Here is a 13,825-nt window from a genome sequence, read left to right as displayed (position 1 = left end):
ACGCGAATTCCAAACGGATACCGAATCATGAACAAGCCGATAGAGAAACCAGCGGACCCATCCACACATCGTGTGAGCCACAAGCTCGACCGCGCATCGATCCTGCTCGATGCGAAGCGCGAACTGGCGATGCCGTCGCGACGCCTGTTCGGCAAGCAGCTCTTGACGCTCGGCGGCCTGTCGATGCTGACCGGCTGCTCGTTGACCGACGACGCTTCCGTGAACCGTTTCCTGACAGCCGTGTCGCGGCTGAACGATCGCGCGCAGGCCGCGCTGTTCGATCCGAAGCAGCTCGCGCCGACCTACACCGAAGCGCAGATCACGCGGCCGTTTCCCTTCAACGCGTACTACGGCATCGACGACGTGCCGCACGTCGACGGCTCAGATTATCAATTGAAGCTGAGCGGTCTCGTGACCGGCCAGCGCGTGTGGACGCTGCCCGAGCTGTACGCGCTGCCACATGGCGAGCAGATCACGCGACATATCTGCGTCGAAGGCTGGAGCGCGATCGGCCGCTGGGGCGGCACGCCATTCGGCGATTTTCTGCGGCGCGTCGGCGCGGACACGACGGCGAAGTACGTCGGCTTCAAATGCGCGGACGACTACTACGAAAGCATCGACATGCCGACCGCTTTGCATCCGCAAACGCTGCTGACGTTTTCCTACGACGGCGAACGGCTGCCCGCGAAATACGGCTACCCGATGAAGCTGCGCATGCCGACCAAGCTCGGCTACAAGAATCCGAAGCACATCGTCGAAATATTCGTCACCAACACGTATCCCGGCGGCTATTGGGTCGACCAGGGCTACAACTGGTTCGGAGGCTCCTGACGCATGCGGGCGCACGCGCGCTTGCGGCAGCGGCTTCGGAAGCACGCCGGCTCTCGCCGGCTTCGATTCATCCACCACCAAGGAGTCATCCCATGAAGAAGATTGCAGTTACCACGATCGCGTTGTTGATGCTGGCAAGCGGCGGCACGGCCTTCGCGCAGGCGAGCGGCGCGATGTCGAACGATGAGATGTCGAAGAATGCGATGTCGAAAGATTCGATGTCCAAAGACAGCATGTCGAAGGACGGCATGAAAAAGGACACGATGAAGCACGGCTCGATGAAAAAGGGCGGCGACGCGATGAAACACGAGGCGTCGGGCGCGATGGGCAACTGAGTCGGCGCCGAGGGCGCTTAGCGATCCTGCCGACGCACGGCCGCGCATCGAACGGATCCGACACCGCAAGCCGGGGATGCGTCCCCGGCTTTTCTGTTGCAGGAAACCCAAAAGTTACGATTCTCTCGCGTGGCGTTCTCGGCGCTTACTGCATAATGCGGTGCGCGCCGGGGCTTTGCCAAGCTTGCGGCCGCGCAGCGCGGCCGCGTTGCATCGTGTCGTTTTGACCGACGCGGCCGCCACCGCCGTTTCTGGCGCTTCCGGCGCCGCCCATCGTCTTCCCGTTCCACCGACATGTCCGCCAGCCTCGCCCGTCCGACCGCATCGCCGATGCGGTGCCCGCCATCCCGCCCGAAAGGTATCGACGCAGGCTCGGCGCCTCGCGGGCATCGAGCGCATCGCGCGGGTCGAGTGGCGACGGCGGACTGAAGCATGTCGCTGCAACGTTCAGCTTTTTCTCCGCGCGGCTGGCCGCTGCGTCTGCCGCAGTCGCGCAACGGGCGGATCGCGCTCGCGCTTGCCGTCGTTTATCTGGTGTGGGGCTCGACGTACCTCGGCGTGCACGTCGCGCTCGGCTCGTTCCCGCCGCTGCTGATGTCGGGCTTGCGCAACCTGTTCGCCGGCATCGGTCTGTTCGTGTTCGCCGCGCGCCGCAAGCCGATCTGGCCGAGCTTCGCCGAAATCCGCAACGCGGGCCTCGTCGGCACCATGCTGGTGGGTCTGTCGAGCGGCATGCTCGCCTACGGCATGCGCACGGTCGGCACCGGCACCGCGGCCGTGATGGTCGCGACCGTGCCGCTGTTCGCGACCGTGATCGCGGTCGTCGCCGGACGCAAGATCGGCCGCGGCGAATGGTTCGCGGTCGGGCTGGGGCTCGCCGGCATCGTGATTCTGAGTCACGGCGACAGCACGCCGGGCTCGACGGGCGGCAGTCTCGCGATTCTGTGCGGCGCGCTGTTCTGGGCCGGCGGCGCGCATCTGGCCGGGCAGCTGAAGCTGCCGTCGGACCTGTTTCTGTCGACCTCGCTGCAGATCGGCCTCGGCGGCGCGATGTCGACGCTGGTCGCATGGGCGTCGGGCGAGCGGATGCTCGAGCTGCATTTTCTGCCTCTCGTCGCGTTCCTGTATCTGATGTTGATTGGGACGATGGCGGCGTACGTCGCCTACGGTTATCTGATTCGCCACACGAGCCCGATCATCGCGAGCAGCTGCATGTATGTGAATCCGGTCGTCGCGGTCGCGCTGGGCGCGCTGCTGCTCGGCGAGCCGGTCACCCGCTCGACCGTAATCGCGACGATCGTGATTCTGATCAGCGTCGGCATGTCTTTCTGGTTCGATTACCGGAAGAAGCGCAGCGCCTGATAGCGGCGCGGTTCTCGTCGAACCGCGCGCCCGCTGTCAAAGCCTTGTCGCCAGCTCCGCGCCCTCGCGGATCGCCGTGCCGTTTCATCGCGTTCTGAAAACGCGTCGCGTCGAGTGCCAGCCAGCACGCAATCATTCACGAAAAAAAGCCCGCAGCAGCATCCCGCGACGGGCTTTGCAAATCCTGCTGCCATGTGCCGGCTTATTTCGCCTTATCCGCCTCGTTCGTGATGGCGTGGCCGCCCTTCGAAATATCTTCGCCAGCGCCCGCCATCGTGTTGCAGCCGGTGACAAGCATGGCAGTTCCTGCGAGCACTAGCAAAGCGATCAGTCGAGTCATGAAACTTCTCCTTGTCGAGAATGCATCGGTTGATGTCGTCCGACCGGGGCCATGCCAGTCGATCAGGTCTCGATCCGGTTTCGAACCGGCCTGTTTGCATGGTAAAAAAAGGGCGGGGGCGGCGCTGTCGGCCGTGCGGCGATTTTGTCGTAGGCGTGCTCCGGTGTTTGCGTCGGCGCACTCCTACAACGGCTTGGGGGCGCTGCGGCGAGCATCTGTCAGACGGGGCTTTGCGACGAAGTGGGCGGCGTGGCCGGCGACGTCAGCGGCTGGTCGACCGAAGGCGTCGCGGCGCTCGCGCTCGGCATCACGACGTCGATGTCGGTGCCGTTTTGCGCGCCACGGCGGATGTCGAAGCGCCCGCCATGCGCGGCCACGCGCTGACGCATGCCGAGCAGGCCGTGCGTATGTGTGCGCTTCAGGTCGGCCGGCATGATGCCGACGCCGTTGTCCGCGATATGCAGCGCGACCTCGCCGTCGCCGACCCGCAATGCGATTCCGACCTTCGAGGCCCGCGCGTACTTGGCGGCGTTCGTCAGCGATTCCTGTGCGACCCGAAACAGCGCGATTTCGGTCTGCTCGTCGAGCTGGATATCGTCGGCGGGCAGGTGCAGCTCGAGCGTCCAGTTGTTGCGCTGCGCGGCTTCGTCGGCGAGCGTGCGCAGCGCGGTAACGAGCCCGAAATTGGCCAGCACGGTCGGCCGCATGTCCTCGATGATGCGCCGCTTCAACGCGATGCCCTGGTCGAGATTGGCGAGCGCGCGCTGCAGCTTGTCGGCGATGTCCGGCTCGCTGTCCTTCAGCTTGCGGCGCGCCCATGCGACGTCCATCCGGCATGCGGTCAGAATCGCGCCGAGTTCGTCGTGCAACTCGCGCGCGAGCTGGGTCTTTTCGTTTTCGCTGACCGCCTGCAGATGCCAGCCGAGCGCTTCGAGCTGCCGCGTGCGCTCGTTGACGAGCTGGTCGAGTTCCTCCTGCTGCGTGATCAACTGACGCTGCGCGCGCGCCTGCCGGTCGATCTGGATGCCGAGATTGCGAAACAGCAGAATGAACAGCACGATGTTCAGCGCCGACAGACCCGCCGCGCACAGTGTCGACAGCCGCTGGTCGGCGCGGCTCGCGGCCAGCGCGTGCTGAGCGCGGCGCTCCTCGTTGTCGCGCAGCAGCGCGAGCGTACTGTCGATCAACGACGCGTCCGCCGGATTGACGTCGCTCGCGCTCCCGCATGCGCCGAGATCGAGCGGATGCGGCGCGGCGTGCTGCATCGCGGCGGCGCCCGCACCGATGCGCGCGTCGATCAGCGCGAGAATCTGCGTGAAGCTCGCGAGTTCCGCGCTGTCCGCGCGGCCGCCGCGATAGAAGCGGTCCAACTGCTGCGTGGTGTCGCGGATGCGCGCGGCGCTCGCGCAGAACGCGTGGGCGGATGCGTCGTCCTTCGTCAGAAGAAACTGGTTTTGTTGCGCGGTGAGGCGCGACAGCTCGCTCGCGAGTGTGCTCAGTCGCACGGTGACGTCGCGCGCTTCAAGCGCGGTCTCATACTCGGCGGTGATGCGCTGACGCGCGGTCTCCAGAATCACGAGGCCTCCCACCGTGATCACGATCGCCACCGTCATCGCGATCGCCCAGCTGCGATTGCGCATCCACTCGGCGAGCCGCGCCGTGGCGCGCGCGCCAGCTTGTTCCGGCGGGTTCTGCAGATTCGACACTTTCGGCTCCGGAAAGAGGGCATCGACACCGGCATCGACTCCGGCATCGCGCGAAGCCGCGCGCGTAATGTCGTCGTAACCCAATGTAAGCGGATTCTCACACGAAAAACGGCGAGCGTCGGAATGCGCGCGGTGCCGCGCATCGATAGCATGGACCCGATCGTTCATGCAATGTTTCGGGAGGAAGCCATCATGTTGAAGTGGGCACTGTTCTTCGCGATCGTCGCGGTGATCGCCGGTCTTCTCGGCTTCACCGGCATCGCGGCCGGCGCAGCGGCGATCGCGAAGTTCCTGTTCTTCGTCTTTGTCGTGCTGTGCGTGGTGTTCCTCGTGCTGGGCTTCGTCGTGACGAAGAAAATGATCGATTAGCGCGGCCATCGCAGTGGCGGCAAGCCGCGCCCTCACAGCAGGCGAGCGATTTGCTGGTAGTCGATTGGAAGGCCAACAAAAGGGAGAAATGCCATGCTTCACTATGCCATCGTCTTCTTCGTGATTGCGATCATCGCAGCTGTATTCGGCTTTACCGGCATCGCGGCCGGCGCGGCCGAAATCGCGAAGATCCTGTTCTACATCTTCCTCGTCGTGTTCGTGGTCACGTTGCTGCTCGGCGTGTTCCGAACCTAGCCGCGCGAGCCGGATGAACGCAACATGAGGTAGGCAGCGAAGTACGCAATGTAGGAACAGGTAGTCAACAAGGCGCGTGAACGCGCGGCGTTTGAATCCCCGATTGAGGCGCCCGCGTTCGAAGCGCGCCGTCATTCCACCCTGGGCGCATCAGGCGCGATTCGTGCTGAGGCGCGATTCCCCCAATAACGGATAAAGGAGAAGTTCGATGGCGAAGCAATCTGGCGACACGTTCGTGATGGACATCAAGAAGATCCGCGAGGACGCGCGCAAGCATATGTCGGATGGTCCGGTCACGCAGAGCTATGGTGCGAATCGCGAGACGGTGCTCAAGCTGCTCAACGACGCGCTCGCCACCGAGATCGTCTGCACGCTGCGCTACAAGCGCCATTACTTCATGGCGAAGGGCATCAATTCCGAAGCGGTCGCGAGGGAATTTGCCGAGCACGCAACCGAGGAGCAGGAGCACGCCGATCGCATCGCCGAGCGCATCGTGCAGCTTGGCGGCGAACCGGATTTCGCGCCGGACGGCATCAAGGCACGCGCGCATTCGGAATACAAGGAAGGCACCGATCTGACCGACATGATTCGCGAGAACCTGATCGCGGAGCGCATCGCGATCGACACGTACCGCGAGATCGTACGGTATCTCGGCGAGAAGGACGTGACCACGCGCCGGCTGTTCGAGGAGATTCTCGCGGTCGAAGAAGAGCATGCCGACGATATGGCGGATCTGCTCGCGGGGCGCGAGTAGCGCAGCAGGCGACAGGGAGGCGTCGAAGGATCGGGTCGCGGGCGAACTCGGGAATGCCGGCAGCTGCGGTGCGAAGCCGCCCTCGCATTGCGCGTCCGGCCGTGGCCCCGGATCATTACCATGTCCGCATCGGAGCGACTCCCTTTGCACGGAACCCAACCGATGATTCGAGTGCTGATAGCTGACGATCATGCGATCGTTCGAGGTGGATTCAGACAGTTCGTCGCCGACGAGCCGGACATGTGCGTCGCCGCCGAGGCCGCCACCGGCGAGGAAGCGATCGGCCTCGTGCGCGAGCAGGCATTCGACGTCGTGCTGCTCGACATCGCGATGCCTGACAAGAACGGCATCGATACGTTGCGTGTGATCAAGCAGGTGCGTCCCGAGCAGGGCGTGCTGATTCTATCGGGCTATCCCGAGAGCCAGTACGCGATCAATCTGCTGCGCGCGGGCGCGAGCGGCTATCTGAACAAGGACTGCGAGCCGGAAGAAATCGTGCGCGCGATCCGCGCGGTCGCGCGCGGGCATCGCTATCTGTCGGAGGCGGTCGCCGATACGCTTGCCGACAATCTCGACAAGCCTGCCGCCGGGCGTCCGCATGAAGCGCTGTCGGAGCGCGAATTCCAGATCTTCTGCAAGCTCGCGGCCGGCCAGTTGCCGACCGAGATTGCCGAAGAGCTGCATCTGTCGGTCAAAACGGTGAGCACGTATCGCGCGCGGGTGCTCGAGAAGATGCGTCTCGCGAACAACGCGGACCTCACGTATTACGCGATCAAGAATGGCCTGATCGACTGACGGACGATCGAGATATCCCGATGAACAGCGAACCGAACCCCGCTACCGAGTCAGCCAGCCGCGCGCCGTTGCGCGTGCTGCTGATCGAGGATTCGCCGCTGATCCGCCGCAGCCTCGTGGAGGCGATCGATGCGTCGGGCCTGCTGCGCGTGGCCGCTTATGCCGATTCCGCCGATCAGGCGATCGCGCTGCTCGGCGACGAAGCGTTCGACGCGGTGATCGTCGATTTGCAGCTGAAGCTGGGCTCGGGCGTGCCGGTGCTCGCATATCTGCAGCGCGAGGGGCTGATCGATTCGATGTTCGCGGCGGTGCTGACCAATCACGCGTTGCCCGCGTACCGCGAGCGCTGCGAGCAGTATGGCGTGCGGCACTTTTACGACAAATCGTTCGAGTTCGATCGCGTGCTCGATGCGCTGCATGAGTATGCGTTGGGGCGGGGTGGCGGGGTGTAACGATTCGACCGTAGTTGGCGTTTCTAGTCCTGTTTCCACACTCCGCGCTTCATCGCTTCTTCGAGCATCCCAAGGGTAAGCGAACGTCCGCCGAGCAATTCTCGCGCGCTGGCACTGAACGGGGACTTCAACGCGGCCACAACGATGTCGCGCTTTCGCATGTTGGCGGATGGAACGTGGTAAGCGACGTCGAAATCGCGCAGGTCCACATGGAAGCGCTCAGCCCATGCCTGCATCACCTCGACGATTTTCGCCGGCTCCCAATCCAGATCGTGATACAGATCCATGTCACGGGTCAGCTTGTCGTCGAGAGGCAGCCCGGCGGGAGTGCGCATTTCGCGGATGAACCGAGCGAGATCGAGCCACGTGTCGTTCATTACAGACGATCCTCCGGTTTCACCAGGCGGTTATATGCGGTGGCAAATCGACAAGACGGTTCTTATCCGGCGCTGGTCAACCTGATATCAATGCCCAGCCCGCGCCGGCAACCGCAAATGATTCCACGCGCCGAGCCCGGCAAACGCGATCCCCGCGATAGTCACGCCGATCCACCCGAACACCGGCCACACGATCGCGCCGACACCCGAGCCCAGCGCCCCGCCGATGAAATACGCGACCATGTACACGGTATTCACGCGGCTGCGCGCATCGGGCTTCAATGCGTAGATGCGCGACTGATTCGAAATCTGCGCGGCCTGCACGCCGATGTCGAGAATGATCACGCCGACCACGAGGCCCGCGATGCTCTTCGCCGACGCACCGAAGATCACGAACGCGATCACGACCAGCACGAGCGACACGGTGATGATCGCGCGCGGTCCACGCCGGTCGGCGAACTTGCCGGCGAGCGGCGCGGCCAGCGCGCCGGCCGCGCCGACGATACCGAACAGCCCTGCGGCCTGCGGCCCGAGATGAAACGGCGCGCCCGCGAGCAGCAGCGCGAGCACCGACCAGAAAATGCTGAACGCGCCGAACAACGCCGCACCGGTCAGCGATGCCTCGCGCAGCGCGCGATGCTCGGTGACCAGGTGCCACATCGACACGAGCAGCTTGCCGTACGGCAACGTCGAGGTCGGCTGACTCTTCGGCAAACGCAAAATGATGACGACCGCGAGTGCGAGCAGCGCGACGACCGATGCGCCAAACACCGCGCGCCAGCCGAAGTATTCGGCGACGATGCCCGCCGCGGTCCGGGCGAGCAGGATGCCGAGCAGCAGGCCGCTCATCACGGTGCCGACCGCGTGGCCGCGCTCGGACGGCGGCGCGAGTTCGGCCGCGAACGGTACCGCCTGTTGCGCGATCGTCGCGAGCACGCCGATCGCGAGACTCGTGACGATCAGCACCGCGAGCGTCGGTGCCGACGCCGCAATGACGAGCGCGACGCACAGGCCGGCGATCTGCAGCAGGATCAACAGACGCCGGTCGAAGCGATCGCCGAGCGGCGCGAGCAACAGCATGCCGGCGGCGTAGCCGAGCTGCGTGACGGCCGGCACCGCGCCGACCCATGACGCGCTGCCCGGAAACGACTGGCGGAAGTTATCGAGCAGCGGCTGGTTGAAATAGATGTTTGCGACCGAGACACCGGCGATCGTCGCGAGCAGCAGCAACACGCCGCGCAACGACCGGGCGGAGGAAGCGGAAGTGGAAGCGTCGGAAGTGGACATGACAGGGGCGGATCGACGGACCGGCCCATGCGCGGTCCTCAAGCGTGCCGATCATACCGGAGCGGCGGTGTTCGTGCTGACGGCCGCGCGAGGCTCGCCCGCGCATCCGGTATCAGGCGGTTGCGAAGTGTGTCCGGCGGTTCAGTCGATCAACGCGCCGGCGTCGTAGAACGGATACGGGCCGTCGGCCGCGTCGACATACGCATGATGCGTGACGATGCCCGTCGCGGGATCGTAGTAATGGAGCGCATACGCGGGCGGCTCCATCACGAACGCCGACGGTCCGTCCTCGCGAAAATCGAGCGCCACCTGGTGCGCGGGCGCTGGAATCGCGCTCGCGATCGTGCCGCCGAAGCGCACGAACATCGACCGATGCACGTGCCCGCAGAGCACGCGCTCGACGTTGGGGTGCTGAGCGATCAACGCCGCGAGCTTGTGCGACGCCGCCCGGTCGAGCCGGATCTCGTCCATATGCCCGATGCCGCACGCGAACGGCGGGTGATGCAGCGCGACCACGACCGGCTTGCCGCGCGCCGTATCGAGCTGCCGCTCGAGCCACGCGAGCCGCGTGTCGCACAGCATGCCGGCGCTCGAACCGGGCACTAGCGAATCGAGCGCGATCACGCGCAGCGGGCCGACGTCGAGCGCGTACTGCACGAACTCGCCGCCGCTCAGCAATTCCTCGCGCTCGGCAAACGCCGCGCGCAGCGCGTTGCGTTCGTCGTGATTGCCGACCATCAGGAAGTAGGGGATCGCGAGCGGCGCGAGCAGTGTTTTCAGGCGCGCGTACTGCTGGGGGTCGCCCTGATCGACGAGGTCGCCGGTGATCAACACCGCGTCGGGGCGCGGGGTGAGCGCGTTGAGCGCGTCGACGCAGCGCGCGAGGTAGGGGGCGGTATCGACGCGGCGATACGCGAGTGCGCCGGGTTGCTTGATATGCAGGTCGCTAATTTGAGCCAGCAGCATGACAGAGGTCCTTCGGGTTGCTTCGTGTCGGGCGCCAGGATGCGGCGCTGTTTTTACCTACGATAGCGCAATCAGTGCGTCCGGCTCGATCGAGATGCCGACCGGCGTGCCGCGCGCAAGCTCGATGCGGCCCGCGACGTCGACGAAGAGCGGCTCGGGCGCGGCACCGCCAATCGTCAGACGCGTGCGTTCGCCGAGGAACGCGGTGCTTTCGATCTGGCCGCGCAGCTGCGCGAGCGCGGGGTCGGTGAGCCGGGCATCCTCGGGGCGAAAGAAGATTTCGTGCGCGCCGCGTGCGTTCGACGCATGCGCGGGCAACGGCACGGCGCCGCCGCTCGTCGCGAGCATGCCGTCGCGGGGCTCGCCCGCGACACGGTTGATCGTGCCGACGAACTGCGCGACCGTGCGATTGGCCGGACGATAGTAGATGTCGCGCGGCGAACCGATCTGCTCGATGCGTCCCGCACTCATCACGACGATGCGATCGCCGAGCTCCATCGCTTCGGCCTGATCGTGCGTCACGTAGACGGTCGTGATGCCGAGTTCGCGCAACAGCGCGTTCATCTCGCCGCGCAATGCGTCGCGCAGACGCGCGTCGAGCGCGGTCAGCGGTTCGTCGAGCAGCAGCACGCGCGGCTGCACCGCGAGTGCGCGCGCGAGCGCCACACGTTGACGCTGGCCGCCCGACAGTTGATCGATCGGTTTGTCGGCGTGCGCGTTGAGCCGCATCATGCCGAGCAGTTCGTCGACGCGTTGTCGCGCGACTGCGGCCGGCACGCGTTTGATCTTCAGACCGTAGCCGATGTTGCCGCGCACGGTCAGGTTCGGAAACAGCGCGTAGCTCTGGAACACCATGCCGACCGCGCGTTTTTCGATCGGCAGCGTGGTCACGTCGTCGTCGCCGAATGCGATGCGGCCGCCCGCGTCAGGTGTTTCCAGGCCCGCGATCAGGCGCAGCGTCGTCGTCTTGCCGCAGCCCGACGGTCCGAGCAGCACGAGGGTTTCGCCCGCGCCGATCGTCAGGTCGAGCGGTTCGAGCACGCGCGTGCCGCGAAACGTTTTGGCGCACTGCGTGAGCGTGATGGGAACCGAGGTCAGTTTCATGGCGTGTCGATGGGCTTCGAGGAAGAGGCGGCGCCGCGCTTCTTCGACGCGCTGCGCTGGCCGGTCGCATCGACGCCGAGCCATTGCATCGCGACGAGCAGCGGCATCGTCATGATGAAGAACAGGATCGTGTACGCGCTGCCGATCTCGATGCGCATCGACGCGTAGGTGTCGGCGAGGCCGACCGGCAGCGTCTTCGTGTCGGGCGTGTGCAGCATCCACGTGAGGTTGAATTCGCCGATCGACAGCGTGAGCACCGCGAGCGCGCCCGCGACGATGCCCGGCCGCGCGTTCGGCAGCACGATCGTGACGAAGCGCGTGAAGAAGCTCGCGCCGAGGCTCGCCGCGCCTTCTTCGAGCGTGCGCAGATCGCTGCTCGCGCAGACCGCCGCGACCGCGCGCACCATGAACGGCAGCGTGAACACCACATGCCCGACGACGATGAACGCCGCGCTCATCCGAAACGCCGTGAAGCCGCCGTAGATCACCAGCAGCGCGAGTGCCGATGCGAGGCCGGGCAGCGCGATCGGCAGCACCAGAAACTCTTCGACGATGCGTGCGAAGCGCGTCTTGCTGCGCGCGAGCACGTAGCCCGCGGGCACGCCGGTCAGCAGCGTGACGACGAGCGTCGCCGCGGCCACTTCGAGCGACAGCCACACCGAGTCGTGATACTGGGTCCACACTTCGACGAGCCAACGCAGCGTGAGTCCGCTCGACACGCCCTTGAAGTAGTTGACCGTCAGCCCGGCGACGATCGACATGACGACCGGCACGATCAGGAACGCGCACAGCAGCAGTGTGACGAACCATTGACCCGCGGCGAGCCATGTTCGCGTGGAAGGCCACGCGCGTCGCGCGCGCGGTCCCGCTGCCGGTTGCGAAGACGGCGAAGGGGCGGTGATTGAGTTCATAGGTAGGTAGTCGTTGCGTTCGCGAACGCGCGGCTCCGGCGACGCGCCGTTCACGCGCTCGCCGCCACGCCCGAACCGCTCGCGCTGCGCGCGATCGCCAGCACTGCCCACGTGACGATGCCCAGCACGATCGACAGGCCCGCGGCCGTCACCATGTTCGCGTTCAGCGTGAACTCGGTATAGATGGTCATCGGCAGCACGTCGATGTCGGTGGCGAGCGTGAACGCCGTGCCGAACGCGCCCATCGCGGTCGCGAAGCACACGGCGCCCGCCGCGATCAGTCCGGGCGACAGCGCCGGCAACACGATGTCGCGCATGATGCGCCACGGCGATGCGCCGAGCGAGCGCGCGGCCTCTTCGAGCGATGCATCGAGCTTGGTCGCCGAAGCCATCACGGTGACGATCACGCGCGGAATCGAGAAGTACAGATAGCCGAGAAACAGGCCGCTCATCGAATACGCGAACACCCAGCGATCGCCCGCGAGTTTCAGCGACAGCGCGCCGATCAACCCTTGACGTCCCGCGAGCATGATGACCATGAAGCCCACGACGACACCCGGAAACGCGAGCGGAAACGTCAGCAGCGCGAGCAGCGTGCGCTTGCCGGCGAACTCTCGACGCGCGAGCAGCAGCCCCGCGATCACCGACAGCACCAGCGTGGCCGCCGTGACCCCCGCCGCCAGCACGACGGTTGCGCCAAGGCTCGACATGTAACGCGCATTCGTCAGCATTGCGCGATAGGTCGCGAACGCGTGGCCGCCGCCGGAGAGCTGCGCGAGCGCGACCATCGGCAGCAGCCAGAACGCGATGAAGACCGCGAGCGCGGGCGCGAGCAACGCGATGCGCCAGCGCAGCGGGAACGTGACTTCGTTCAATGCATCACCTGTAGATAGCGCTCGCCGAAGCTCGACTGCTTGTCGGCCATCTTCGCGAAGTCGACCGGCTTCGCGCGCGCGTATTCGCTCGCGGGCAGGAACTGCGCAGCCGTCTCGGCGCTCATCGCGCTCGCGCGCACCGGCCGCAGATATGCCTGCGCCCACAGCTTCTGGCCTTCGTCGGACAGTACGAAATCGAGCACCTTCTTGCCGTTCGCTTCGTGCGGCGCGCCTTTCACGAGGCTCATCACGTACGGCACCGAGATCGTGCCTTCCTGCGGAATCACGAACTCGACGTTCGCGTGATCCTTGTACTTCGCGCGGTACGCGTCGAAGTCGTAGTCGAGCAGGATCGGAATTTCGCCGGACAGCACGCGCGCGTACGCGGTTTGCTTCGGCACGATCGGCGCGTTCGCCTTGAGCTTTCTGAACCAGTCGAGACCCGGCTCGAAGTTGTCGAGCGTGCCGCCGAGCGCCTGGTTCACCGCGACCGCGCCCGCATAGCCGACGAACGCGCTCGACGGATCGAGATAACCGATCATGCCTTTGTATTCGGGCTTCAGCAGATCGGCCCACGAGCGCGGCACCGGCTTGCCTTCGAGCGCGTCCTTGTTGACGAAGAAGCCGAGCGTGCCCGAGTGGATCGTGAACCAGTAGCCTTGCGGGTCTTTCAGGGCGGCGGGAATGTCGTCCCAGTGCGCGGGCTTGTACGGCTGGATCACGCCCTTGTCCTTGGCCTGGAACGCCGACGATACGCCGAGATACACGACGTCGGCGACCGGGCTTTTCTGCTCGGCCATCAGCTGCGCGATCGATTGTCCTGAGTTCTTGTTGTCGAACGGCACGCGAATGCCGGTCTTTTGCTGGATCGCCTTGATCTGGCTCGCCCAGTCGGCCCATTCGGGCGGGCAGTTGTAGCAGATCGCGGTTTCGTCGGCGCGCGCGGCTTGCGGCGCGAGCGCGACGAGCGCCGCGCCGGCGACGAGCAGGCTCGCCGGCAGTGCGGTCGCGGCGGAGCGCGCGAGTTTTTGCCACAGCGGTATGAGCGAGGATGCGAAGCGTGAGGTTGAGCGGGGCACTGCGGGTCTCCCTGTGTCGGATGGGTT

Annotated in this window: 17 protein-coding genes; 8 read left to right on the top strand and 9 right to left on the bottom strand. The window is 65.5% G+C overall.

Features of this window, described 5'->3' with window-relative positions; all coding sequences use genetic code 11:
- The first annotated feature begins 27 nt into the window (after window positions 1–27).
- The 3 genes from OKW26_RS27790 (at window position 28) to OKW26_RS27780 (ending at window position 2,528) form a co-directional block, all read left to right on the top strand.
- Window positions 28–831, top strand: a complete 804-nt coding sequence (locus tag OKW26_RS27790; protein WP_184063779.1) for a molybdopterin-dependent oxidoreductase — start codon at window positions 28–30, stop codon at window positions 829–831.
- A gap of 92 nt (window positions 832–923) precedes the next feature.
- The gene (locus tag OKW26_RS27785) at window positions 924–1,166 is read left to right on the top strand and encodes a pentapeptide MXKDX repeat protein (protein WP_429355811.1); all 243 of its coding nucleotides are present in this window, start codon (window positions 924–926) and stop codon (window positions 1,164–1,166) included.
- 432 nt (window positions 1,167–1,598) lie between these two features.
- Window positions 1,599–2,528 carry an EamA family transporter gene (locus OKW26_RS27780; protein ID WP_429355810.1) on the top strand — a complete coding sequence of 310 codons (930 nt, stop codon included), beginning with the start codon at window positions 1,599–1,601 and terminating at the stop codon, window positions 2,526–2,528.
- A gap of 202 nt (window positions 2,529–2,730) precedes the next feature.
- Here the strand turns inward: OKW26_RS27780 and OKW26_RS27775 are convergent, their stop codons facing one another.
- Both OKW26_RS27775 and OKW26_RS27770 read right to left on the bottom strand, forming a co-directional pair.
- The gene (locus OKW26_RS27775; protein ID WP_018421109.1) at window positions 2,731–2,868 is read right to left on the bottom strand and encodes an entericidin A/B family lipoprotein; all 138 of its coding nucleotides are present in this window, start codon (window positions 2,866–2,868) and stop codon (window positions 2,731–2,733) included.
- Between the two features lie 218 nt (window positions 2,869–3,086).
- Window positions 3,087–4,742 carry a sensor histidine kinase gene (locus OKW26_RS27770; RefSeq protein ID WP_429355809.1) on the bottom strand — a complete coding sequence of 552 codons (1,656 nt, stop codon included), beginning with the start codon at window positions 4,740–4,742 and terminating at the stop codon, window positions 3,087–3,089.
- A 24-nt stretch (window positions 4,743–4,766) separates the two neighbouring features.
- On the opposite strand from OKW26_RS27770, the gene OKW26_RS27765 reads away from it, so the two are divergent.
- The 5 genes from OKW26_RS27765 (at window position 4,767) to OKW26_RS27745 (ending at window position 7,199) form a co-directional block, all read left to right on the top strand.
- On the top strand, window positions 4,767–4,943 hold the full coding sequence (locus OKW26_RS27765) for a DUF1328 family protein (RefSeq protein WP_090805380.1): 177 nt from the start codon (window positions 4,767–4,769) through the stop codon (window positions 4,941–4,943).
- A gap of 93 nt (window positions 4,944–5,036) precedes the next feature.
- A complete protein-coding gene (locus tag OKW26_RS27760; RefSeq protein WP_006052455.1) occupies window positions 5,037–5,198 on the top strand; it encodes a DUF1328 domain-containing protein in 162 nt (53 codons plus the stop codon).
- Window positions 5,199–5,406: 208 nt separating this feature from the next.
- On the top strand, window positions 5,407–5,952 hold the full coding sequence (locus OKW26_RS27755; protein WP_184006110.1) for a ferritin-like domain-containing protein: 546 nt from the start codon (window positions 5,407–5,409) through the stop codon (window positions 5,950–5,952).
- Between the two features lie 162 nt (window positions 5,953–6,114).
- Complete coding sequence (locus OKW26_RS27750) at window positions 6,115–6,747, top strand: response regulator (protein ID WP_429355808.1); 633 nt, start codon at window positions 6,115–6,117, stop codon at window positions 6,745–6,747.
- Between the two features lie 20 nt (window positions 6,748–6,767).
- Window positions 6,768–7,199 (top strand): response regulator, encoded by a 432-nt coding sequence (locus tag OKW26_RS27745; protein WP_090800917.1) that lies wholly within the window; start codon window positions 6,768–6,770, stop codon window positions 7,197–7,199.
- A gap of 23 nt (window positions 7,200–7,222) precedes the next feature.
- On the opposite strand, the gene OKW26_RS27740 is transcribed toward OKW26_RS27745, so the two are convergent.
- The 7 genes from OKW26_RS27740 to OKW26_RS27710 form a co-directional block, all read right to left on the bottom strand.
- Window positions 7,223–7,576, bottom strand: coding sequence for a DUF1493 family protein (locus tag OKW26_RS27740; RefSeq protein WP_429355807.1), 354 nt, complete (start codon window positions 7,574–7,576; stop codon window positions 7,223–7,225).
- An 87-nt stretch (window positions 7,577–7,663) separates the two neighbouring features.
- Window positions 7,664–8,863 (bottom strand): MFS transporter, encoded by a 1,200-nt coding sequence (locus tag OKW26_RS27735; RefSeq protein WP_429355806.1) that lies wholly within the window; start codon window positions 8,861–8,863, stop codon window positions 7,664–7,666.
- A gap of 141 nt (window positions 8,864–9,004) precedes the next feature.
- The gene (locus tag OKW26_RS27730) at window positions 9,005–9,829 is read right to left on the bottom strand and encodes a phosphodiesterase (RefSeq protein WP_429355805.1); all 825 of its coding nucleotides are present in this window, start codon (window positions 9,827–9,829) and stop codon (window positions 9,005–9,007) included.
- Window positions 9,830–9,886: 57 nt separating this feature from the next.
- Window positions 9,887–10,933, bottom strand: coding sequence for an ABC transporter ATP-binding protein (locus OKW26_RS27725; protein ID WP_429355804.1), 1,047 nt, complete (start codon window positions 10,931–10,933; stop codon window positions 9,887–9,889).
- On the bottom strand, window positions 10,930–11,844 hold the full coding sequence (locus OKW26_RS27720) for an ABC transporter permease (protein ID WP_090805379.1): 915 nt from the start codon (window positions 11,842–11,844) through the stop codon (window positions 10,930–10,932). Before OKW26_RS27720 ends, OKW26_RS27725 begins: the two co-directional genes overlap by 4 nt.
- A 50-nt stretch (window positions 11,845–11,894) precedes the next feature.
- Window positions 11,895–12,719: an ABC transporter permease gene (locus OKW26_RS27715; protein ID WP_429355803.1), complete on the bottom strand. Its 825-nt coding sequence runs from the start codon at window positions 12,717–12,719 to the stop codon at window positions 11,895–11,897.
- Window positions 12,716–13,798 (bottom strand): ABC transporter substrate-binding protein, encoded by a 1,083-nt coding sequence (locus tag OKW26_RS27710; protein WP_429355802.1) that lies wholly within the window; start codon window positions 13,796–13,798, stop codon window positions 12,716–12,718. Before OKW26_RS27710 ends, OKW26_RS27715 begins: the two co-directional genes overlap by 4 nt.
- Between the last annotated feature and the right edge of the window lie 27 nt (window positions 13,799–13,825).

It is taken from the genome of Paraburkholderia sp. 32 (genome assembly GCF_050435345.1).
GTDB classification, from domain to species: Bacteria; Pseudomonadota; Gammaproteobacteria; order Burkholderiales; family Burkholderiaceae; genus Paraburkholderia; species Paraburkholderia tuberum.
The sequence above is the reverse complement of the archived record's forward strand: the minus strand, read 5'-3'. Positions and strand labels throughout refer to the sequence as shown.

Excerpts from the sequence above, each read along its gene's own strand:
- OKW26_RS27790 (WP_184063779.1), top strand. The coding sequence starts at position 28 with ATGAACAAGCCGATAGAGAAACCAGCGGACCCATCCACACATCGTGTG.
- OKW26_RS27785 (WP_429355811.1), top strand. The coding sequence starts at position 924 with ATGAAGAAGATTGCAGTTACCACGATCGCGTTGTTGATGCTGGCAAGC.
- OKW26_RS27780 (WP_429355810.1), top strand. The coding sequence starts at position 1,599 with ATGTCGCTGCAACGTTCAGCTTTTTCTCCGCGCGGCTGGCCGCTGCGT.
- OKW26_RS27775 (WP_018421109.1), bottom strand. The coding sequence starts at position 2,868 with ATGACTCGACTGATCGCTTTGCTAGTGCTCGCAGGAACTGCCATGCTT.
- OKW26_RS27770 (WP_429355809.1), bottom strand. The coding sequence starts at position 4,742 with ATGAACGATCGGGTCCATGCTATCGATGCGCGGCACCGCGCGCATTCC.
- OKW26_RS27765 (WP_090805380.1), top strand. The coding sequence starts at position 4,767 with ATGTTGAAGTGGGCACTGTTCTTCGCGATCGTCGCGGTGATCGCCGGT.
- OKW26_RS27760 (WP_006052455.1), top strand. The coding sequence starts at position 5,037 with ATGCTTCACTATGCCATCGTCTTCTTCGTGATTGCGATCATCGCAGCT.
- OKW26_RS27755 (WP_184006110.1), top strand. The coding sequence starts at position 5,407 with ATGGCGAAGCAATCTGGCGACACGTTCGTGATGGACATCAAGAAGATC.
- OKW26_RS27750 (WP_429355808.1), top strand. The coding sequence starts at position 6,115 with ATGATTCGAGTGCTGATAGCTGACGATCATGCGATCGTTCGAGGTGGA.
- OKW26_RS27745 (WP_090800917.1), top strand. The coding sequence starts at position 6,768 with ATGAACAGCGAACCGAACCCCGCTACCGAGTCAGCCAGCCGCGCGCCG.
- OKW26_RS27740 (WP_429355807.1), bottom strand. The coding sequence starts at position 7,576 with ATGAACGACACGTGGCTCGATCTCGCTCGGTTCATCCGCGAAATGCGC.
- OKW26_RS27735 (WP_429355806.1), bottom strand. The coding sequence starts at position 8,863 with ATGTCCACTTCCGACGCTTCCACTTCCGCTTCCTCCGCCCGGTCGTTG.
- OKW26_RS27730 (WP_429355805.1), bottom strand. The coding sequence starts at position 9,829 with ATGCTGCTGGCTCAAATTAGCGACCTGCATATCAAGCAACCCGGCGCA.
- OKW26_RS27725 (WP_429355804.1), bottom strand. The coding sequence starts at position 10,933 with ATGAAACTGACCTCGGTTCCCATCACGCTCACGCAGTGCGCCAAAACG.
- OKW26_RS27720 (WP_090805379.1), bottom strand. The coding sequence starts at position 11,844 with ATGAACTCAATCACCGCCCCTTCGCCGTCTTCGCAACCGGCAGCGGGA.